19 protein-coding genes are annotated in these 21,503 nt (G+C 39.9%); 8 read left to right on the top strand and 11 right to left on the bottom strand.

All coding sequences use genetic code 11. The features are described from left to right. Positions 1–290: 290 nt before the first annotated feature. The 4 genes from KZZ04_RS09900 (at position 291) to KZZ04_RS09885 (ending at position 4,653) form a co-directional block, all read left to right on the top strand. On the top strand, positions 291–1,034 hold the full coding sequence (locus tag KZZ04_RS09900; RefSeq protein ID WP_219422615.1) for a transporter substrate-binding domain-containing protein: 744 nt from the start codon (positions 291–293) through the stop codon (positions 1,032–1,034). A gap of 39 nt (positions 1,035–1,073) precedes the next feature. Then, a complete protein-coding gene (locus KZZ04_RS09895; RefSeq protein WP_219422614.1) occupies positions 1,074–1,808 on the top strand; it encodes an ABC transporter substrate-binding protein in 735 nt (244 codons plus the stop codon). Between the two features lie 221 nt (positions 1,809–2,029). Beyond that, on the top strand, positions 2,030–3,628 hold the full coding sequence (locus tag KZZ04_RS09890; protein WP_082653629.1) for an ABC-F family ATPase: 1,599 nt from the start codon (positions 2,030–2,032) through the stop codon (positions 3,626–3,628). A gap of 578 nt (positions 3,629–4,206) precedes the next feature. Beyond that, positions 4,207–4,653, top strand: a complete 447-nt coding sequence (locus tag KZZ04_RS09885; RefSeq protein ID WP_082653628.1) for a transposase — start codon at positions 4,207–4,209, stop codon at positions 4,651–4,653. Positions 4,654–4,940: 287 nt separating this feature from the next. Here the strand turns inward: KZZ04_RS09885 and katG are convergent, their stop codons facing one another. Next, complete coding sequence (gene katG / locus KZZ04_RS09880; RefSeq protein ID WP_219422613.1) at positions 4,941–7,118, bottom strand: catalase/peroxidase HPI; 2,178 nt, start codon at positions 7,116–7,118, stop codon at positions 4,941–4,943. A gap of 712 nt (positions 7,119–7,830) precedes the next feature. Between katG and KZZ04_RS09875 the strand changes: the two genes are divergently transcribed. Continuing rightward, positions 7,831–8,715, top strand: coding sequence for a tetratricopeptide repeat protein (locus tag KZZ04_RS09875; RefSeq protein WP_058405218.1), 885 nt, complete (start codon positions 7,831–7,833; stop codon positions 8,713–8,715). A gap of 576 nt (positions 8,716–9,291) precedes the next feature. Here KZZ04_RS09875 and KZZ04_RS09870 read toward each other — a convergent pair. From KZZ04_RS09870 to KZZ04_RS09855, 4 genes are all read right to left on the bottom strand, one after another. Then, positions 9,292–9,612, bottom strand: a complete 321-nt coding sequence (locus tag KZZ04_RS09870; protein ID WP_219422612.1) for a hypothetical protein — start codon at positions 9,610–9,612, stop codon at positions 9,292–9,294. A gap of 8 nt (positions 9,613–9,620) precedes the next feature. Beyond that, positions 9,621–10,289, bottom strand: a complete 669-nt coding sequence (locus KZZ04_RS09865) for a nuclear transport factor 2 family protein (protein ID WP_219422611.1) — start codon at positions 10,287–10,289, stop codon at positions 9,621–9,623. Positions 10,290–11,894: 1,605 nt separating this feature from the next. Beyond that, complete coding sequence (gene deoD, locus KZZ04_RS09860) at positions 11,895–12,596, bottom strand: purine-nucleoside phosphorylase (RefSeq protein ID WP_006794609.1); 702 nt, start codon at positions 12,594–12,596, stop codon at positions 11,895–11,897. A gap of 14 nt (positions 12,597–12,610) precedes the next feature. Further along, positions 12,611–13,828 (bottom strand): phosphopentomutase, encoded by a 1,218-nt coding sequence (locus tag KZZ04_RS09855; RefSeq protein WP_219422610.1) that lies wholly within the window; start codon positions 13,826–13,828, stop codon positions 12,611–12,613. 192 nt (positions 13,829–14,020) lie between these two features. Between KZZ04_RS09855 and udk the strand changes: the two genes are divergently transcribed. The 3 genes from udk to KZZ04_RS09840 all read left to right on the top strand — a co-directional run bounded on the left by udk (position 14,021) and on the right by KZZ04_RS09840 (position 16,869). Continuing rightward, positions 14,021–14,653, top strand: coding sequence for a uridine kinase (gene udk / locus KZZ04_RS09850; RefSeq protein WP_006794607.1), 633 nt, complete (start codon positions 14,021–14,023; stop codon positions 14,651–14,653). A gap of 17 nt (positions 14,654–14,670) precedes the next feature. Beyond that, positions 14,671–15,897: a NupC/NupG family nucleoside CNT transporter gene (locus tag KZZ04_RS09845; RefSeq protein WP_008132935.1), complete on the top strand. Its 1,227-nt coding sequence runs from the start codon at positions 14,671–14,673 to the stop codon at positions 15,895–15,897. A 261-nt stretch (positions 15,898–16,158) separates the two neighbouring features. Beyond that, entirely contained in the window at positions 16,159–16,869 is a 711-nt protein-coding gene (locus tag KZZ04_RS09840; RefSeq protein ID WP_219422609.1) for a transporter substrate-binding domain-containing protein, read from the top strand. 422 nt (positions 16,870–17,291) lie between these two features. Here KZZ04_RS09840 and KZZ04_RS09835 read toward each other — a convergent pair whose 3' ends face one another. From KZZ04_RS09835 to KZZ04_RS09810, 6 genes are all read right to left on the bottom strand, one after another. Then, positions 17,292–17,501 carry a cold-shock protein gene (locus KZZ04_RS09835; protein WP_002959120.1) on the bottom strand — a complete coding sequence of 70 codons (210 nt, stop codon included), beginning with the start codon at positions 17,499–17,501 and terminating at the stop codon, positions 17,292–17,294. 239 nt (positions 17,502–17,740) lie between these two features. Further along, positions 17,741–18,457: a hypothetical protein gene (locus KZZ04_RS09830; protein ID WP_219422608.1), complete on the bottom strand. Its 717-nt coding sequence runs from the start codon at positions 18,455–18,457 to the stop codon at positions 17,741–17,743. Beyond that, positions 18,454–19,194, bottom strand: a complete 741-nt coding sequence (locus tag KZZ04_RS09825; RefSeq protein ID WP_219422607.1) for an iron transporter — start codon at positions 19,192–19,194, stop codon at positions 18,454–18,456. Before KZZ04_RS09825 ends, KZZ04_RS09830 begins: the two co-directional genes overlap by 4 nt. After that, positions 19,181–19,534 carry a cupredoxin domain-containing protein gene (locus tag KZZ04_RS09820; RefSeq protein WP_219422606.1) on the bottom strand — a complete coding sequence of 118 codons (354 nt, stop codon included), beginning with the start codon at positions 19,532–19,534 and terminating at the stop codon, positions 19,181–19,183. Before KZZ04_RS09820 ends, KZZ04_RS09825 begins: the two co-directional genes overlap by 14 nt. Beyond that, positions 19,527–20,837: an ATP-binding protein gene (locus KZZ04_RS09815; RefSeq protein ID WP_219422605.1), complete on the bottom strand. Its 1,311-nt coding sequence runs from the start codon at positions 20,835–20,837 to the stop codon at positions 19,527–19,529. The genes KZZ04_RS09820 and KZZ04_RS09815 overlap by 8 nt, the downstream gene beginning before the upstream one ends. Further along, a complete protein-coding gene (locus tag KZZ04_RS09810; protein WP_138528402.1) occupies positions 20,837–21,496 on the bottom strand; it encodes a response regulator in 660 nt (219 codons plus the stop codon). Before KZZ04_RS09810 ends, KZZ04_RS09815 begins: the two co-directional genes overlap by 1 nt. Positions 21,497–21,503: the final 7 nt, after the last annotated feature.

The raw sequence follows: 21,503 nt of genomic DNA, 5'->3' as shown, positions 1-21,503 counted from the left end.
TGTTAATATTAAATTCATTGGTGTTTAATCTACAGGAACACGTAAATAAAATATAGACTTAGTAGTAGAATATTTTAAATTAATACGCCCTTTTTATTAATCGCCCGCGCACATTGCAAGTTTAACGATTACAAAATTGAACATGTTAGCTTAGCCTTCCCAACACGTTGATTATAAATACATAACTTTATAAACCCAGTGATGCTATTTACATGCTTATACAAAATTTACGACTAAATTTTAAGGCTGGTTTATACTGTATGTATTGCGTCGCTAGCATGAGGGGTATAATGCATAGATTAAAAAAATACGGTTTGTATTTGTTAGTAGCCCTCTCTTTTGGGAGTGGGGCTTGCGAAAAAAAGTTTTTTGTCGCGTCGCACGATACCTATTGGCCGCCTTACGTTATTGATGTTGACGGCCACGCACAAGGTAAAGAAGTAACAGCGCTTTGGCTTATTTTTGCAGGGTCGCCTTATTGCGTTCAGGTTGAGTTTTTACCCAATACAGAGCGTGCATTTGTTGAACAAACTAAAGGCCGAATGGATTTAGGGTGGGCTGCAAGCTTTACTGAAAAACGCGCAGAGCATGTTTATTTTTCGGATAGTTACCGCAACGAAGTCATGTGGTTGTATCAGCATAAAAGCAAACAATACAACGTTAAAAACCTGCAAGACGCGTTTGCACAAGGCTACACCGTGGCCGCCCATACGGGTAGTTATTACGGCGAGCAATTTGAGCGCTTAAAAAGTATTTACCCAAAACAAATTATTTTTACTGGTGCGGCAAAAAGGCGTTTTGCTTTATTAGCTAAACAGCGGGTCGATTTTATAATTGAAGACCAATTAGTGGGCGAGTATTTTATAAGCCAGTCAAACAATATTAAGCGGGTAAATACCACAACCTATGTTAACAAAGGCTCTATTCATTTAATGCTGAGTAAAAATACCTCTACCATGCAAGATGTAGTTGAAGTTAATAAATTAATACAAAGCAGAAAAGCACAATTAGAAGAACTGTTTGAAAAATTATAACTATTTATACACTAAAAACCCTTCACAAAAGGCTGCAGTTTGAAAGTATTACTGTTTATGACCCTTTTTACTTTTAGTGCATTTAATGCCTGGGGATGCACTAAAACGTTAACGGTGGCTACCAACGAAAGTTACTGGCCGCCTTACGTAATATTAAAAAACAATACGCTGGGTGGTACTGAAATAGACGTACTTAACGCTATTTTTAAAGGCTCACCCTATTGTTTAAATTTTAGTGTGCTGCCTAACTCGTTGCGTGCATTTGAAGAGCTAAAACAGGGCCATGTTGATTTAATTTTTGCTGCTAGCAAAACTGCTGAGCGTGCGGAGTATGCTTACTTTACGTTACCTTATCGTGTTGAAAAAATGCTGCTGTACAAACATGCCGAATCGCCCAACGTACACAGTATTAACCAGCTATTTAGTCAGTCGCTAACTGTAGGGGTTAACAGGGGAAGTGTTTTTGGTGAGGCGTTTGAGCAATTGCGCTTACAGTATGCTGAGCAGGTTGTACTTACGAGCGAGTCTAAAAAACGTTTTGGTATGCTTAACAAGCAGCGTATTAATTATTTAATTGATGATTCGTTAGTGGCGCAGCACTTTACTAAACAGTATTCAAACATTATGCCGGCGGCGTTGGTTAAGCCTATAAATGTAAATAATGTGCATTTTATGCTGAGTAAAAAAACGGTAACCACTGACGATATAGCGGTTATTAATTCGTACATTTTTAATAATAAGGCAGTTATTGAGCGTATTTACCAAAACCACTAATACTTTAAATTAGTTAACCTTGCGTGCTTATTGGGTAAATTTAAGGCCTTTTGCACCGTTTGTGTGCGTTTAGCTTTGGTTATAAATTAGCTGCCTTTTACCTTTCATTAGTAGTGGCTGATCTGTATAATTCGCCAGCTAATTTACCCTATTGCTTGATGTTGTTTGCGGCCTTTTGCTGCAACGAGCTCCTGTCAGTACTAATTCTAGGATTACCTTTTTTGATCTCCACCGCAAATATTACGATGCAGTTTGGCGCAGAGCCGTTGTTTGAAAACATTTCAGCTAAATTTGGTAACGGTAACCGTTACGGTTTAATTGGCGCTAACGGCTGCGGCAAGTCGACTTTCATGAAAATTTTAAGCGGTGCACTGGTGCCTAGTGCGGGTAATGTGTCGATTACGCCAGGTTTAAAAGTAGGTAACCTAAGCCAAGACCAGTTTGCATTTGAGCAATACACGGTGGTAGATGCGGTAATTATGGGCGACGTTGAGCTTTGGAAAGTTAAGCAAGAGCGCGACCGTATTTATTCGTTACCTGAAATGAGCGAAGAAGACGGCATGAAAGTGGCCGACCTTGAAAGTGTATTTGCCGAAATGGATGGGTACACTGCCGAAAGCCGCGCTGAAGAAATACTTATAGAAGCAGGTATAGATAAAGAGTTTCATTACGGGTTAATGGCAAATGTTGCACCGGGCTGGAAACTACGTGTGCTTTTAGCGCAAGCTTTGTTTGCAAACCCAGACATACTGCTACTCGATGAGCCGACCAATAACTTGGATATTCATACTATTACGTGGCTTGCAAACGAGCTGAACAAGCGTAAATGTACGATGATTATTATTTCGCATGACCGTCACTTTTTAAACTCGGTTTGTACACACATGGCCGACATTGATTACGGCGAGCTGCGTATTTACCCGGGTAACTACGAAAAGTATTTAGAGGCATCAGGCCTGCAACGCGAGCAACTTTTAGCTGAAAACGCTAAAAAAAGTGCTGAGATTGACGAGCTACAAGACTTTGTTAACCGCTTTGGTGCTAATGCCTCTAAAGCTAAGCAAGCTAGTTCGCGTGCTAAAAAAATGGATAAAATTAAGCTTGATGAAGTTAAAGCGTCGAGCCGCATGAGCCCGTCGTTAAAGTTTGACGAAGGCAAAAAAATGTACCGCCAAGCGCTTGAAGTTAACAAACTTGGCCATGGCTTTGATGGTGAAACACTATTTAGTGGCGGTGAGTTTTTACTAGAAGCCGGTGCAAAGCTTGCGGTAATTGGCGAAAACGGGGTGGGTAAAACTACTTTTTTACGCTGTTTAGTTAACGAGCTTAAAAGTAATGAAGGCGAAATTAAGTGGTCTGAAAATGCGAGCTTTGGTTACTGCCCGCAAGACAGCACTAAAGACTTTGATAACGATTTAACGTTATTTGATTGGATGTCGCAATGGCGTACAGCTAAGCATAACGATTTAATGGTTCGTGGTATGTTGGGCCGTTTGTTGTTTACCGCAGACGATTCAAACAAAAAAGCGCGTAACTGTTCAGGTGGTGAAAAAAACCGTTTGTTATTTGGTAAGTTAATGATGCAAGACGTGAACGTACTTGTAATGGACGAGCCAACAAACCACATGGATATGGAAGCCATTGAGGCATTAAATAATGCGCTTAAAGACTTTGAAGGGACGCTTATTTTTGTAAGCCACGACCGTGAGTTTGTGTCGTCGTTGGCTACGCGTATTATTGATATTAAAGATAAGCAGGTTATTGATTTTCAGGGTACGTTTGATGAGTACCTTGCAAGTTGCGAAGAGAAAAAAGCATAAGCCCGTTGGGTGTTTATTTTTAAAAGGCGCTTAGTTAGCGCCTTTTTTGTGCGTGGTTAAATGCATTAGTAAACAAGTAATTAGATCATCACCAAAAGGTAATTAACTATTGCTCGTGTTTTTTCTGTGTAGCGCGAATCGCCTCGGTGCGCTCTGTGGTGGTAACTTATTAAAAAAACAAGAAGTTACGTTTCTAACATGAGCAAGCTCTACGTCTACAAAAACAAACTAAACTAACCCCTTTTGCTTTTCCTACTCATTTACTCCTCATTCGCTTCTCTTTGTGTAATACGCTTTTAAGGGTTATAAAGTGATTGTTTTACCACCGAGAAGTGACTAATTATTGCTCGGTTTTTTTCTGTGTAGCGCGAAGCGCCTCGGTGCGCTCTGTGGTGGTAACTTATTAAAAAAACAAGAAGCTACGCTTCTAACGTGAGCAAGCTCTACGTCTACAAAGCAATGTTTAAATTAACCTGTAGACGCACAGCTTGCTGGCGTGAAAAAGCAACGCGTTTTAAAACTTGTTTTAGGTCAATTCTTATCTATGTTTATACAAAGCCAAAATATATGACTCTCCGATGCATGACTCCTCAAAATTATTAGCACATCGTTTTTCAAATAATAATGAGTTCTACTCTGTGACTATATGCTGCATAAATAGAGCATCTCTATTTAAAGAATTTGGCAATGCATGTATTGCAGCAAAGGCTATTGTGGATATGCAAAATAAAGTTAATACAATTTGCTATGTATTAATGCCTGATCATCTACATTGGTTATTTCAGCTTAAAGAGTGTTCACTAGCCAACGTAATAAAAATCTTTAAAAGTGTAACGACTGTAAAAATAAATAAGCTAAATGGAACAACAGGCAAAATTTGGCAGCAAAATTATTTTGAACATCAGCTTCGTTCTGAAAAAGATTTAATCAATCAAGCTCGTTACATTGTTGCTAACCCACTCAGAGCAGGCGTTGCAAAAAATGTCGGACAATATCCATATTGGGATTGTATTTATTTAAGTTAAATGATTTATAAAGCTAGAAGCTACGCTTCTAACGTGAGCAAGCTCTACGTCTACAAAGCAGTGTTTAAATTAACTTGTAGACGCGCAGCTTGCTGGCGTTTAAAAGCAACGCTTTTACAAATATTGTTAAACCGCTAAGAAGCTGCGCTTCTAACGTGAGCAAGCTCTACGTCTACAAAATAAGTTAATCCTGCTTACTATGGCTTCTCTTTGTGCATCTGTTCAGCCTTGTTTTTAAAAACAAAAAAGGAGCATTGCGGCCCCTTTTTAACTGTTGCTTAAGTTTATTAAATATCAAACCTATCGGCGTTCATTACTTTTACCCATGCATTTACAAAGTCGTGAACAAAACGTGTTTTATTATCGTCTTGAGCATAAAACTCTGCCAATGCGCGTAAAATTGAGTTTGACCCAAATACCAAATCTACACGCGTTGCGGTCCATTTAGTTGCGCCACTTGCGCGGTCTACAATATTGTAAAGGCCATTGCCGGTTGGCTCCCAGCGGTTTGCCATGTCAGTTAGGTTTACAAAAAAATCGTTACTTAACGTACCTACGTTATTTGTAAATACACCGTGCTGTGTGCCGCCATGGTTGGTACCCAGCATTCGCATACCACCAATGAGCACCGACATTTCAGGGGCGGTTAAACCCATTAGTTGGCTACGCTCAAGTAATAACTCCTCAGCAGATACCACGTAATCTTTTTTCAGCCAATTTCTAAAGCCATCGTGAATCGGTTCAAGTACGTCGAACGATTCGGCGTCGGTCATGTCGTCGGTTGCGTCGCCGCGCCCTGGCGCAAACGGTACGTTAACCTCTACCCCTGCATTTTTAGCGGCTTGTTCAACCGCGGCTGTGCCGCCAAGTACAATTAAATCGGCCATGCTTACAGGTGTACTTAACTCTGCTTGCACTTTTTCAAGCGCTGATAACACGCTTGCTAAGCGCTCTGGCTCGTTACCCTGCCACTCTTTTTGTGGTGCTAAACGAATGCGGGCCCCATTTGCACCGCCTCGGTGATCAGACCCTCGATAGGTGCGTGCACTGTCCCATGCGGTGTTAATTAAATCGCTGGCACTTACACCGCAATTAAGTAATGTTGCTTTTAAATCGCTGATTTGCGCATCTGTTAAGGTGTAGTCAACGCTTGGAATTGGATCTTGCCAAATTAAATCTTCACTTGGTACATCGGCACCTAAGTAACGTGCTTTTGGCCCTAGGTCGCGGTGCGTGAGTTTAAACCATGCACGTGCAAACACGTCTGAAAAATACTCAAAGTCGTTATGAAAACGCTCAATTATTTTACGGTACGCTGGGTCCATTTTCATGGCCATGTCGGCGTCGGTCATTATTGGGTTTAAACGAATTGATGGGTCTTCTACATCGACCGGTTTGTCTTCTTCTTTAATGTTTACAGGTTCCCATTGATGAGCGCCTGCCGGGCTTTTTGTCAGTTCCCATTCGTAGTTTAAAAGAAGGTCGCAGTAGCCGTTATCCCATTTTGTTGGGTGTGTGGTCCATGCACCTTCAATGCCCGATGTCATTGTATCGCGACCAATACCCCGTGTTTTGTGGTTGTTCCACCCCATGCCTTGCTCTGAAATATCAGCCGCTTCTGGCTCTGGGCCAAGGTTTGACTCTTTTCCGTTACCGTGTGTTTTACCTACAGTGTGGCCACCAACGGTAAGGGCTGCGGTTTCTTCGTCGTCCATTGCCATGCGGGCAAATGTTTCGCGCACTTGTGCTGCGGTTTTAAGCGGATCGGGTTTACCGTTTACTCCTTCTGGGTTTACGTAAATTAGGCCCATTTGAACAGACGCTAAGGGGTTTTCCATTGTGTCGGGTTTATCTACATTTTGGTAGCGTTCGTCGCTTGGTGCTAACCATTCTTTTTCGGCGCCCCAGTATACGTCTTTTTCTGGGTGCCAAATATCTTCACGGCCACCGGCAAACCCAAAGGTTTTTAAGCCCATTGATTCGTATGCCATGTTGCCCGCTAAAATAATGAGATCGGCCCACGAGAGTTTGTTACCGTATTTCTTTTTAATTGGCCAAAGTAGGCGACGCGCTTTGTCGAGGTTGGCGTTATCGGGCCACGAGTTTAAAGGCGCAAAACGTTGATTTGCAGTGCCACCGCCGCCACGTCCGTCAGATAAACGGTACGATCCTGCTGAGTGCCATGCCATGCGGATCATTAAACCACCGTAGTGGCCCCAGTCGGCTGGCCACCAATCTTGGCTTTGGGTCATTAAGTTTTTTAAGTCGGTTTTTACGGCTTCTAGGTCGAGGGTTTTAAATGCTTCAGCGTAGTTAAAGTCGCTGCCGTAGGGAGAACTTTTTGTGTCGTGTTGATGTAGGATGTCGAAATTAAGTGCGTTTGGCCACCAATCTGTATTTTGGCCAGCTGTTTGTGTATTGCTGCCATGCATTACCGGGCATTTTCCGGCGCTAGAGTTGCTCATTTTTCAATCCTCTTGGTGTAAAAATTACGTAAGCGATATTTAATTTGTTTAAGTAATACTATTTTTAACTAATGCAAATGTTGCTTAATCAACTACTTATATATTTATACTTATTTTGAATTACCAATATAGGCTTATTTTTTGAGCTATGCCAATGAATACACCGTATTTAAAACGATTGGCCCGATTTGTATTTTTGATTGGAACTTAAAAAACAAGCTCTGGTAAGTAGAGGCTTGAGTTAGTACAGCAAACAAGTGGGTTTAATATTTTGATCTTTTTTTAAATAACGATGATCGAATTAAAAAGTAGCGGCGTAATGGTATGTGAAGGGTTTGAAAGTGGCTTTGGTTTACCATAGCGCACATAGGAATACCCCCCTTCGCCATGAAATTGTAGTTATAATGTTAAAGGTGTATTACTAAGCCCAATACACCTTTACTTTATAAACTCAGTTTATCAGTTTTATGTTAGTTGATAATAATTAGCTAACTGTAGTTAAGTTTTCCCTAACCTTTGATGTTTTAGCAGTTTCAACCAGCTCACCCAGAGCTGGTTTTTTTTGCCTAAAATTTACCACTACACAATGTTTTCATAATAATAATTTATAATGCGTAGTAAACTCGCCCTCAAAACAAAACCTGCCCTAGTGAGTTTAGGTTGTGCGTGTTAATATTATTTTTGCAATTAATTATTTTATTTGGGCATGTTGATGCGTTATTACTTTTCTTTACTATGTATTTGTTTTACTTTATTTTTAGCGTCGGCTAATGCCGCTGAGCAACAAACAGAAGCCCCCTCAAAGCAACAAGAACAGCAAGCGCTCGAGCAACTTAAAGAGCCTATGTATAAACCGCTTATGGAACGCTACATTTTAGATGAGCTAAAAGCGGTTCGCCAAGATCAGCAAAAACTACGTGAAGATGTAACTAAACAAGTTACGCACGCGCAATTAGACACGGCCGACAGAGCCCTTACTTACACCACCGATACGATAAATAATGTGTTTTTTATTATTACCGCCACGGCATCTATTTTGGTGCTTGTTGGCTGGAATTCGCTGCGTGATGTTAAAAACAAAGTAGAAGATATTGTAAATACGCGCGTGAGTGTTATTACCGACGAATACGAAGACCGATTAAAAATTCTAGAAGAAAAACTGCGTGTACGTTCTGAAGAAATACTCAGTAACCAAGAACGTATTTCTATTACAAACGAGGTTCACTCGTTGTGGATGCGCGCAAATTTAGAAAGTGATTACGCTAACAAAATTGAAATTTTTGATGAAATTTTAAAACGTAAACCTGAAGATGTTGAAGCTATTGCTTATAAGGCTGATGCGTTGCTTGAAATTAATCAAACAGCCAAAGCGATTGATTTATGTAACCAAGCAATTGATATAGATAGCGATTATGGTTATGCGTATTGGCAACGTGCGTGTGCATTTGCGCTAATACACGAGCACGCCGATGCGTTGGCCGATATAAAAATGGCACTTGAGTACTCGCCTAACTTACGTAATGAGTTACTTCACGAAAGTGCATTTGCAAGCCTGCACGACAATAATAGTTTTAATACTATTGTGGCGGGCGAGTAAGTTTAGCCTGTTTATATAGTATTTAAAAAAGAGCGAAAGCTCTTTTTTTGTGGCTGTAATAAAGTGCTGTGCTTTTAGAGTTAGGGACTAAGTAATTTAATATTTGACCTGAAATGAGAAGCTGCGCTTCTAATGTGAGCAAGCTCTACGTCTACCAAAAATATCCACACACTGGTTTTGGGCAGTTCATTTGCAGCTTATTCTGTTCTCTTTGTGCGTTATGGTTTTAGGGGTTATAAAGTAATTAACTCACCACCGAGAAGTGAAGGAGAAGAACAGGAGTAGTGACTAACCAATATTTTTTAACTCTGTGAAGCGCGTAGCGCCTCGGTGCGCTCTGTGGTGATAAAAGATCACTTACCCTGTCACTTTTTGGCTACTCATTTACTCCTCATTCGCTTCTCTTTGTGCACTAAGATTTTAAAAGCCAATGATTCACAAAGAGGCTAAGATACGCTGCGCTTTTAAAGGTAGGTGCTAAGTGATTTGATAAAGGGTTACGTGAGCAGGCTTTGGTATAAAGCATACGTACTCAGCATACCTTAGCCGCTTTACTTTTGTTCAAATTTTTAGGTGTTAACGCTTAAAGTACAAGTCGATTGCTTTGGTGAGTAGCTCGTCGAGTTGCTCTTCAAAGCCATCCATATCAATTTTAAAATAGCTAAAGTACTTTTTAACCTGTAATTGTGAAAGGTTACGGCTGTTTACGCTGTATTGGCGTTCGTCTTTTTGTTTATCGTAACGCGGTAAAAAGACAAATTGTGCGTAGTACGGTGACTTAATATGCTTGTTGGCATAACGACAAAAATCTTCAATATATTCTGCGCCTTCGGGGCCTAAACAACCAGGTTCAACTCGGTACATTAAGCGAAGTTTTTTGTCGTCAGTAATTTGCATAATAATCCTTAACGAAAAAATAATACGCGGATTATTTTCCCATTTTTAATTTGGTAGCTCGATACAAGCTCTGAGCGTTTATCTATTACGTTTTCGTCTGTTGAACAGGTTTCTGATAGCTCATGATCTATTACTATATCGCCATGGACTATACGTTTAATAGGCGATGAGTGAATACACTTTAGCTTTTTAAACATTAACCCATAACGTGCTATTAGTTTTTCTTTTCCTTTAAATAATAGCTCATTGGGAAAAATATAAAACTCTACGTCTTCATCGTAAACACGAATGAACTCTTCAATGTTTCGTGCGTTGTATGCTTTTATAAGTTGTTCAACCACGGCTAGTGATTCGCGAGATTGTTTAGCTTTAGCTTGCTGCTTAGCTGTTAAGGCTTCTTTTGCTTGCGCTACGGCTTTTTCTGCCTCGGCTACAGCGGCGGCTTTTTCTATTTTATTTTTTGGTTTAACAACAGGCTTTGGTGTTTCATCGCCTAACACTTTCGTGTCGTCTGGTTTTGATGGGTCAATAACAGGTTTTTTAAGCTCAGGGGCTTTGTATTCAAGTGTGTTTACTTTTTCGTCAGCTTTTTGCTGTTCGGTAGTGGGCTCTGTGGCATAACTATTTAAAGCTAGCGTTAGGGTAAATAAAGCAAAATAAATAGATAACGATTTCATAACTTTCCTAAAAAAAACACTAAACGTGTACTGTGTTTCAACATAGCAAATTTTAATGTTTTCGGGTAGCAATTAAATGAATAGCCTTAGATTTCATTGCGTAGCTTAGCTTGAGTTTAACCCAGCTTTTAAAATAATTTTATTAAACACATAATTTTTAATGAGGGTATAAAAATGATTGCTTCACCACCAAGTAGTAAAGATAAGGCAAGGAGCCATGATTAATTGTTACTCCTGTTTTCTCGGTGTAGCGCAAAGCGCTGCAGTGTGCTCTGTGGTGATAAAAGATCACTTACCCTGTCACTTTTTGGCTACTCATTTACTCCTCATTCGCTTCTCTTTGTGCATTAAGATTTTAAAAGCCAATGATTCACAAAGAGGCTAAGAGACGCTGCGCTTTTAGAGATAGTAAAAAAGCCCCGTATTTACAATGCCGTGACTAAATACAGCCTGAAGACGCGCTTTGCTATCGTTCAATAGCAACGTTTTACTTTTACTGTAAAAGTGATTTTTTCACCACCGAGAAGTAAAGGAGAAAAACAGGAGTAGTGACTAATCAATATTTTTAACTCTATGTAGCGCAAAGCGCCTCGGTGCGCTCTGTGGTGATAATTTTATAAGTAACAAGAAGCTGTCGCTTCTAACGTGAGCAAGCTCTACGTCTACAAAAATAAACTAAACATTGCTTTAGGGCTACTCATTTTTTCTCATTCGCTTCTCTTTGTGCATTAAGGTTTTAAAAGCCAATGATTCACAAAGAGGCTAAGAGACGCTGCGCTTTTAGAGATAGTAAAAAAGCCCCGTATTTACAATGCCGTGGCTAAATACCGGTGTTTTTCAAGTTACTTATGCTGCAAAAGTGACTGTTTTACCACCGAGAAGTAAAGGAGAAGAACAGGAGTAGTGACTAATCAATATTTTTTAACTCTGTGTAGCGCGAAGCGCCTCGGTGCGCTCGGTGGTGATATCTTTTTTAAGTAACAAGAAGCTGCTTCTAACGTGAGCACGCTCTACGTCTACAAAAATAAACTAAACATTGCTTTAGGGCTACTCATTTTTTCTCATTCGCTTCTCTTTGTGCATTAAGATTTTAAAAGCCAATGATTCACAAAGAGGCCAAGAGACGCTGCGCTTTTAGAGATAGTAAAAAAGCCCCGTATTTACAATGCCGTGGCTAAATACAGACTGTAGACGCGCTTTGCTATCGTTCAATAGCAACGTTTTACTTATGCTATAAAAGTGATTGTTTCACCACCGAGAAGTGAAGGAGTAGAGCAGGAGTAGTGAATAACCAATATTGTTAACTCTGTGTAGCGCGAAGCGCCTCGGTGTGCTCTGTGGTGATAAAAGATCACTTACCCTGTCACTTTTTGGCTACTCATTTACTCCTCATTCGCTTCTCTTTGTGCATTAAGATTTTAAAAGCCAATGATTCACAAAGAGGCAAAGAGACGCTGCGTAATTAGAATTTGGTACTTATTGATTTTATAATTATTAGGACATAAAAAAAGCCGCATAAAATGCGGCTTTGGAGGTTAGTCTCACTTCACTTTGGGCGTGTCTCCAAAACTTAGTGAATACGTTACCAAGGAACTGTTTTATCGATTAGATAGACTCTAATGCAATTTTAACCATTTCGTTAAACGTGCTTTGACGTTCGTCAGCAGGTGTTGCTTCACCCGTGATCACGTGGTCACTTACGGTGAATAATGCCATTGCGTTTGCGCCGTATTCAGCTGCAACGCCATATAAACCGGCTGTTTCCATATCTACAGCGAGTACGCCTAACTTGTCTAAATCTTTATAGAAAGTGTCGTCTGCTTGGTAGAAAGTGTCGGTTGTAAATACGTTACCTACTTTTGCTTTAATACCTAGTTCTTTTGCTGCGTTAACGCCGTTTAACAGTAGGTCAAAGTCTGCAATTGCAGAAAAATCGTAGCCACGAACACGTGCACGGTTTACGTTTGAATCTGTGCTTGCACCTTGTGCAAAAATTACGTCACGGATTTTAATGTCGGTACCAATACCGCCACATGTACCAATGCGTATAATGTTTTTTACGCCAAAGCTAACAATAAGCTCACGTGCGTATATAGACATTGATGGAATGCCCATGCCTGAACCCATAATGCTTACTGGCTTACCTTTGTAAGTACCTGTAAAGCCAAACATGTTGCGTACACCCGTTACTTGTACCGCATCATCTAAAAAGTTTTCAGCAATATATTGCGCACGTAGCGGATCGCCTGGCATTAAAACTGTTTCGGCGAAATCACCAACATTTGCATTTATATGAGGTGTACTCATTCGTTGTTTCCTTTTTATTTTGGCGCGTTTAATTGAGTTAAAAAGCTGTCGCCATATTCAAGCTCAGACAAGTTAAACCACTGTGCTAGTGTTTGACCAATATCTGCAAAACTGTTTCGTTCACCTAGCGGTGTATTATCCATACCAGGCTTATACGCTATCACAGGTACGTATTCACGTGTGTGCTCAGAACCTGGAAAGGTTGGGTCACACCCGTGGTCGGCAGTGATCATTAATACATCATCTGCATTTAACTGGTTTAGTATAGTTGGTAAATAGTCATCAAATTCTTTTAATGCTTTAGCGTAACCTACCGGGTTACGGCGATGACCAAATTTTTCATCAAAATCAACTAAGTTGGTAAAAATTAAGCTGCGATCAGGTGCTGTTGAAATTACCTCGCTGGTTTTTTCAAGCAAGTTCATAAGCCCTGGTGCTTTGTGCTTTTGGGTTATGCCTTGATGCGCGTATATGTCTGAAATTTTACCAATACTAATTACTTCGCCGCCGTCTTTTGCTAGTACATCTAACAAGGTAGGTGCAGGCGGAAGTACTGAATAGTCACGACGGTTACCTGTTCGTGCAAAATCTTGACTATTTGAACCCAAAAATGGCCGCGCAATCACTCGTCCTATGTTCATTTCATCAAGCAGCGCCCGTGCGATTTCGCAAACTTGATAAAGCTTCTCTAGGCCGAATGACTCTTCATGCGCGGCTATTTGAAACACACTATCAGCTGAGGTGTAACAGATTGGTTTACCTGTTTTTACGTGCTCTTCACCTAGCTGTTCTAAAATGGTGGTTCCTGATGCATGGCAATTGCCTAAAATGCCAGGAATACCGGTACGAGCTATAAACTCGTCTACAAATTCTTGTGGGAAACTTGGCTGTGTTTTTGGGAAGTAACCCCAATCAAATAACACAGGTACACCGGCCATTTCCCAATGACCTGATGGTGTGTCTTTTCCGCTAGAAAGTTCTTTAGCGTAACCCCACGCACCTTGTGGTGCTTGGCGGTCTGAAACTAAACACGTTTCTCCACCGGCGGCTTCGCAGGCGTCGACTAAACCTAATTTGGATAGATTAGGAAGCGAAAGTGCACTGCCTGTTTCGTCGTAATATGCTTTTAATAAGTGAGCGAATGTATTGGCGCCAACATCACCAAATTTATCTGCATCTGGTGCTGCACCGATTCCTAGGCTATCTGCCATTAAGATAATTGCTCTTGCCATTTTGACCTCACTTTGTTTCTAGGTGGTTACTTTATCTGCTGAACGATTTTTCCGTACAGGACAAAAGTCCTGTTTCATAAAACCTAAACATTATAAATTTGCGTTCTTAAGCGAAGCAAAAGAGATTAATCGTGTCTTTTTTGCTATTGTGATCTACCAACAATATATCCTTCTGTGTGGGTGAGAACTTTAGTGACACGAACAACTATTATAGCTATTGCTGGCGCGTCTGCGTCGGGCAAATCTCTGTTTAGCCAAACTATATACAATGAGTTGGTTAATGAGCTTGAACCGGGCGCAATTGCCATTATTGAAGAAGATGCTTATTACAAGGATCAGTCGCATTTGCCGATGGCTCATCGTACGCAAACGAACTACGACCACCCTGATGCATTTGAACATGAGTTAATGCTTGAACATTTAACTCAACTTCGTAGTGGAAACTCAGTAGAAGTACCAACATATGATTATGCACAACATACTCGCAGCGATAAAACGCGACGTGTAGCTGCTGCAAAAATTTTGATTGTGGAAGGTATTTTATTACTGAGCGATAAAGCGCTTAATAAAGAATTTGATATTAAGGTGTTTATAGACACCCCTTTAGATATCTGCTTAATGCGTCGTATGCAACGTGATATGGAGCAGCGAGGCAGAACGTTACAATCTGTTGTTGAACAGTATCAAGCAACTGTAAGACCGATGTTTTATCAATTTATTGAGCCTTCTAAGCATAATGCAGATTTAGTTGTGACTCGAGGCGGCATGAACCGCGTTGCGATTGATATTATAAAAAGTAAAATTAAATATTTACTACAAGAATAACAACGGGAAACATTTGTATGACAACATTTATGAGCTTAGTAGGCATGTGTGTGCTGCTGGGCATTGCCTTTGCCGCGTCAACTAATCGCAAGGCAATTAATTTAAGAACCGTTGCTATAGCATTTGCAATGCAAGTTGTTATTGGTGGCTTTGTTCTGTTTTTTGACGCAGGAAAAAACGTATTAGCAAGTATGTCGGCCGCTGTTTCATCGGTTATTGGCTATGCCAACGATGGTATTGGCTTTTTGTTTGGCCCTCTGGCTTCACAAGACACACTTGGTTTTATTTTTGCAATTCAGGTTTTGCCCGTTATTGTGTTTTTCTCAGCGCTAGTTGCTGTTTTATATCACATTGGCATTATGGATTGGATTATTAAGATTTTAGGCGGTGGTTTACAAAAGCTTTTAAAAACCTCGCGCACAGAATCACTTTCAGCAACGGCAAACATTTTTGTTGGCCAAACTGAAGCACCGTTAATTGTTAAACCTTTTATAGCAACAATGACCAAGTCTGAGTTGTTTGCTGTGATGGTAGGTGGCTTAGCCACTGTAGCTGGGTCTGTAATGGCGGGTTACGTAATTATTGGTGTAGAGCTTAAGTACTTAATTGCAGCCAGCTTTATGGCGGCACCGGGTGGTTTTTTAATGGCAAAAATGATTGTGCCAGAAACCGAAACACCTAAAGATAACTTAGCTGATTTAGATTTAAACGATGACGATAAACCGGTAAATGTAATTGATGCGGCAGCATCAGGCGCTGCAAATGGCATGCATTTGGCGCTAAACGTAGGTGCAATGCTACTGGCATTTGTTGCACTGATTGCGCTTTTAAATGGTTTATTAGGTGGTGTGGGCGGATGGTTTGATCATCCAACATTAACGCTACAAGAAATTTTAGGTTATGTATTTGCTCCTGTTGCATGGTTACTCGGTGTACCGTGGGATGAGGCAATTATAGCCGGCAGTTTTATTGGTCAAAAGATAGTAGTAAACGAGTTTGTTGCTTACTTAGACTTTATAAATTATCGCGATACGTTAAGTGCGCACACACAAGCAATTGTTACGTTTGCTCTGTGTGGATTCGCTAACTTATCATCGATAGCCATTTTACTAGGTGGGTTAGGCGGTATGGCGCCTAGCAGGCGGAAGGATATCGCACGCTTAGGGCTCAGAGCAGTGTTAGCAGGATCTATGGCTAACCTTATGAGCGCAGCAATTGCTGGGTTTTTCCTCTCGCTAGCTTAGAAACTTAAGAGATGAACCGGTGTTGCAAAACAAGAAGTTAGTACTTTAAGGGGTTAAAGTGCTATCTGACTTGAACGATACTTCACCAAGGGCCGCAAGGCCCTTTTATCGTTTTAGGCGTAAATTACCTTATGCCTTTTTATCTTATCCTAACTACCACTTAATCATTATAATGCTCTATTTTAATCACTTTTTTTTGTAATTATGCTATTTTGTTCCACACTTAAGTTAGTGTTTTTAATCCAATAATGACTCGCTGTTGTGAAATACATTCTGACCCTTTTTATACTTGTTTTATCATTTTCTACTTTAGCTGAAAAACCGTTACTGGTAGTTACAGAATTAGCACCGCCTAATCAAGTTTTAATAGACGGCACTGTTCAAGGTAAAGGGACACAATACATAAGGGATATATTTAAACAGGCCGGTTTAACGCCAGACATACAAATGTACCCTTGGGCTCGCGCTTATAAAATGGCAAGCGAGGAAAAAAATACGTTTATATACAGTATTGCTCGTACAGCAGAACGTGAAAATCAATTTCAGTGGGTAGGCGAAATTGGTCGCTTTGAAATGGGGTTTGTTGGGCTATCAGACAGAACAGATATAGTAATCAATAATATTAACCAAGCAAAAAATTATAAAATAGCGATGCAACATAACGACTTTTCAACACAAACTCTCACAAAAATGGGCGTTGAGGGCGTTATAACTTCAGATATACAGCATTCTTATCAGTTACTACTAGCCAAAAAAGTAGACCTAATATTAGATGACCCGCATTACATGCTCCAATACAGTGATTACTTCAAACTTAAACCTGGCCACTTAAAGTTTATTTTTAAAATAGATGCACTAACAACGGTTGCTTATTTAGCTGCAAACAAAGATACAGATACAGTTCATATAGAAAAAATGCAAAAAGCACATAAAGAGATAAATAAAACTAAAAAAAGCCCTTACGGTAAATAAGCAAACTTTTAATTTGTATTGTTTACCTGTGCTGTAAACCAATAACAAGTGTTGTTACCTCTTCGTATTAATTAGTACTTTAATAAGCGCTGCAAGCACTTGTCAGCTTCTTCGCTTTTATACCAACCTGCATGCAAAACGTATCGTTATCTGCGTAAAAAACTCATTTAGAGCAGCTTTCACGCGCTTTTTCATCCTTAAAAGATCACTTAATTAAGGGAGTTGGTGTTATATGTTAAAACCGGCTATTTCGACATTTTATTGCCATTTATTCCTGCCAAAAGTAGTGGTGTTTAGGGGGAAATAGAATCACTTAAATTGTGCTTGTGAGTAGTAGGTAGGGTTGTTACATAAGTTAGGTTTATTTTAGATACAAAAAAAGCGCCCTAGGCGCTTTTTTTCATTTTACTTAAAAAGTAAAATTATACAGCTGTGATGTTATCAGCTTGAGGACCTTTTTGACCTTGTGAAAGAGTAAACTCTACACGTTGGCCTTCAGCTAAAGTTTTGAAACCTTCGCTTTTGATTGCTGAGAAATGTGCGAAAACGTCTGGGCCATTTTCTTGCTCGATGAAACCAAAACCTTTAGACTCGTTAAACCACTTAACTGTACCTGATACGATGTTAGACATTGTAATATCCTGATATAAAAATAAAAAATATGCTCATATGAGCGGGTGTAGCAAAAAATGAGATGGTACTTTAAAAACTTCAGGACGGTACTACAAGTATTACTTATACAACATCGAAATGGAGATTTATAGCTTACATGCTTTCTTTCTAGCTGCGGCCCACTATATAGATAACCAAATATAAGTCAAGCACTTCCTTTAATTGCTGAGCAATAAATAACCACATTGTGTTTACTAGCTTAAAATTCAAATTCTAGGGCTAGTCTAAAACTATGGTTTTTTTCAGCTTGGCTAATTTCACTTATAAAACCGGCTTCCCATTTTAGCTGCTTTTGACCTTCAAACCGATATAACCCAATAAACCCTGGCCCAATCCCGATGAAATCTTCTCCTGCATAAAACTCAATAGAAGGTTGAAACGCAGAAAGGTATCTATACCGATATTGTACCCTGAACTGGGTTTCCCATTCGTTTTGAATATCTTTGCCCCATTCGTACACTAAAAATGCATTCATGGTTAAACTCGTTTTACCAAACTCTTTTTCTATTAAAAACCCCGTCGTTGCTTCGTAGATGTCCTCATTGTGCATTTTTTCAAGTTCAAATAACGCGCCCCAATCAGCCCATAATTTACCTTGTTCTATTAATTGCCAACGCAGCTCAACTTCATATGATTCTAAACCAAAGTCACCATTGTCATCTCGCTCTCCTACAAAATAGCCCTCTACAGCCATCGTATCGTTGATTGCTCCACCACCACCAATTCGTTGTGCTAAGAGGTTGCCATTGTCGGTTTGATGAGAAACTAAACGCCATTCAAACTCGCGCTCTAGCGGCAATACATAGGGATGGTAAACCTTATCAACGACAATACCATCGGCATTCGCTTGGGTTGGAATTAACAGCATACAAAAAGCGGTTAAAAATAGTGCTGAATACAGGTTGAGTGCTTTCATACTCGTTCCTTAGATATTGAAGCTGGAATAACGTAGCAAAATATTAAAAATAACGCTGTACTTGCGATGTAGGTAAGCACCGTAGTGAGATCAGGAGTAGCCTCGTAACCAATTAGAGCGCGAAGCACTCGACCAAGCTCTGAGTGCTCACTAATCCAATGCCTTAAATCCCAAATAGGATTAGTATTTGTAATTAAGTCTATTTGACTTGCTAAATCAAGAGCAACCAGCAGCTTAGATGCACTATTTAAGGCAATTAAAATGAGTATTGGGTAATTACCAAAACGGTGCTTAACGCCACTCATAAAAAAGTACAACAACACACAAAAGCTTAAACAAATACCAGAGCCTAAGAATGTGCCTATAAATAAGCTTTCAGCTGCATCACTATTTTTCCAAAAGCTATTGAGATAAATAACATAGTGGCTTAAGTACATGACTATCGTAGTAATAATTGCAAAATTAAAAGCCGTAACACTTTGCTGTATAACAAACACGAGTACCGCAATGAATATTGCAATACACATAGCGATTTGAATGTACTCCAGCCCTTTGTGATCAAACCACTGACTAGCCCACAACGCGCTGTACATATATAAAAACGACATTGCAACACCAACCATCAAACAGATACATATATGGTGGGCGCTTTGCTTTGCAAAAACTTGTAATAGTACTAATAAAATTGCAATTGGAAGCAATTGATTAAGGCTAACTACTAAACTAGTTATTAGCATGTTGCGCCTCTTTGTTGTTTACGATTACAACACCTGTTGCAGAATTTGGCGAAAATTCGCCAAAAAACGCATACCGCCCCTTTTTTAGAGGGCCTATATAAATAACGCTTTTTCGATGCGGATAAAGAACTTTCTCTCTATTCAAATCAAAACTATCAAATTCTTCAGGGGTGTCGTCTTGGTTTTCTATAATTAATTTAACTTTTTGGTTTTCTGGGATCGTTATTTTTGAAGGGTAAAATAAGTGATCTTTTAGTACAATCAGGTACTCTTTTGCATCAATTTCAAACGATATAAGCACTAAAAGGCATAAGCATTGCTTAATTATGCGCTTACCCATGTTGATCCCCCTTGAAGGTGACACGCGCGGTTAGTCCGCCCAAAGGGCTATCTGTTAATGTTATTTGGGCTGAATATATAGCAATAATGTGTTGCACTATAGCCATGCCTAATCCAGCTCCTTGCTCTCCTGATGGATGCTGATCCCCTCCAACACGATAAAACCTATTAAATACACGCTGTTTTTGCTCATCAGTCATGCCGGAACCTGAATCGTCAATTTGCCAATAATACCCATCATTATTGACAAGCTTTATTGTAATTTTACCATTTGTAGGGGTGTATTTTATTGCGTTACTTAATAAGTTAGAAATAAGCGTAGTAAGCGTAAACTCATCGCCATTAATTTTAAAGTCATCACCCTCTAAGCTTATTGTTAGATTTTTTTCATCTATTTTGTCGTATTGATCAGATACCGCATGCTGGGTAATTACCAGTAAACATTGTTCAGTAAATTGCTTTTGCCATTGCTCTGGATGGGTACGGCCCAAGATAAGCATTTGCTCCACTATATTACCCAGTCGATTGACCCCCTGTGACATAGCCTCTAACTCTTGCTCATAATACTGATCGTTTTCCAATTTTTTTAAATTATGCACATTTATTTTTAAACTACTGAGTGGGGTTCGCAGTTCATGGGCTGCGTCTGAGGCAAAAAAGTGCTCTCTTAGGTAGGCAGTCTCTACTCGTTGAAATAGATCATTTAACCTATTTATTACGGGCTTAATCTCTTGGTCGGTAACGTGCCAGCTTATAGGGCTAAAATCATTTGCTTTACGCTCAGCAAGCTGTTTCGATAATTGTGTTAAGGGCGCCAGTGCATGCTTAATAAAAAAGCTAATAAACACGGCAAGTATTGGCACAGCCCAAAGCATGGGTAGCATCGCAGACAAAATAACGGCTTCTGCCAACTCAAAACGTTTTGATATTGGCTCAGCCACTATCACTTTTCGGTTATTTTGTGTTAAAACAAACACTCGCATTCTCTGCCCTGCAATATTGGCAGTTTGAAAGCCCTCTTCAAAATCCATGGGCTCTATTTTTAAACTAGCAGATCCACTTAATAACGTATCTTGGTACCAAATTTGGTAAAGAAGCTGGGTATTAGCGCTATTTAACTTTATAGCTTGTGCTGTTTTGACTAAGGGCTGTTCACCCAGTACTAGCGCCACTATTTTTAACTCGTTATCGAGCAGAGTTTCACCTTCACGCATACTTTTTTGGTACCCTTTTACAAGCGCAAAAAAGCAGATAAGCACCATCATCGACAGTAGTATTAAGGTAAGGCGTTTACGAATAGACACTAACGTTTTCCTACCACATACCCGATACCACGAAGAGTTTTAATAAAATCTTTTGGAAACTTTTTTCGTAAGTGGTGTATGTGAACTTCTATGGTATTAGAGCCGACCTCTTCGCCCCATTGGTAAAGTTTATTTTCGAGCTGCTGCTTTGACTGCACACGCCCTTGATTTTCCATTAATGCTTTTAATAGCATGTATTCCTTGCGAGGCAAGGTTAATGGCTCCCCACTTACACTGGCGCTGTGGGCTGATGTGTCAAGGACAACATCGCCACAGTTTAATAGGCTTGAATGGGTATGGTTTATTCGCCTACTCGCGGCCCGTAAACGTGCAAATAGTTCTGCTGGCTCAAAAGGCTTAGCTAAGTAATCATCAGCTCCCATATCGAGCCCAAGTACTTTGTCATCTATACTGCTACGTGCCGTTAAAATAACGACAGGTATTATTTTTTTTTGTTGTTTTATTTGTTTTAAAATCTGAGTACCGTCGCCATCGGGCAATCCCAAATCGAGTATGACGAGTTCTATTTCACCCCCAGATATGCATTGAAGCGCATGTTTTACTGTACCACTGTGTTCAACACTGTAGCCTTCTTGGCGCAATGAACGGATAAGTCCCTGCGCCACAAGTTGATCATCTTCTACTAACAGTAAATGCATGCTTATT

Origin of the sequence: Pseudoalteromonas sp. CR1, assembly GCF_019392235.1 — a bacterium.
Lineage (GTDB): Bacteria > Pseudomonadota > Gammaproteobacteria > Enterobacterales > Alteromonadaceae > Pseudoalteromonas.
This window is presented reverse-complemented; position numbering and strand designations above follow the sequence as displayed.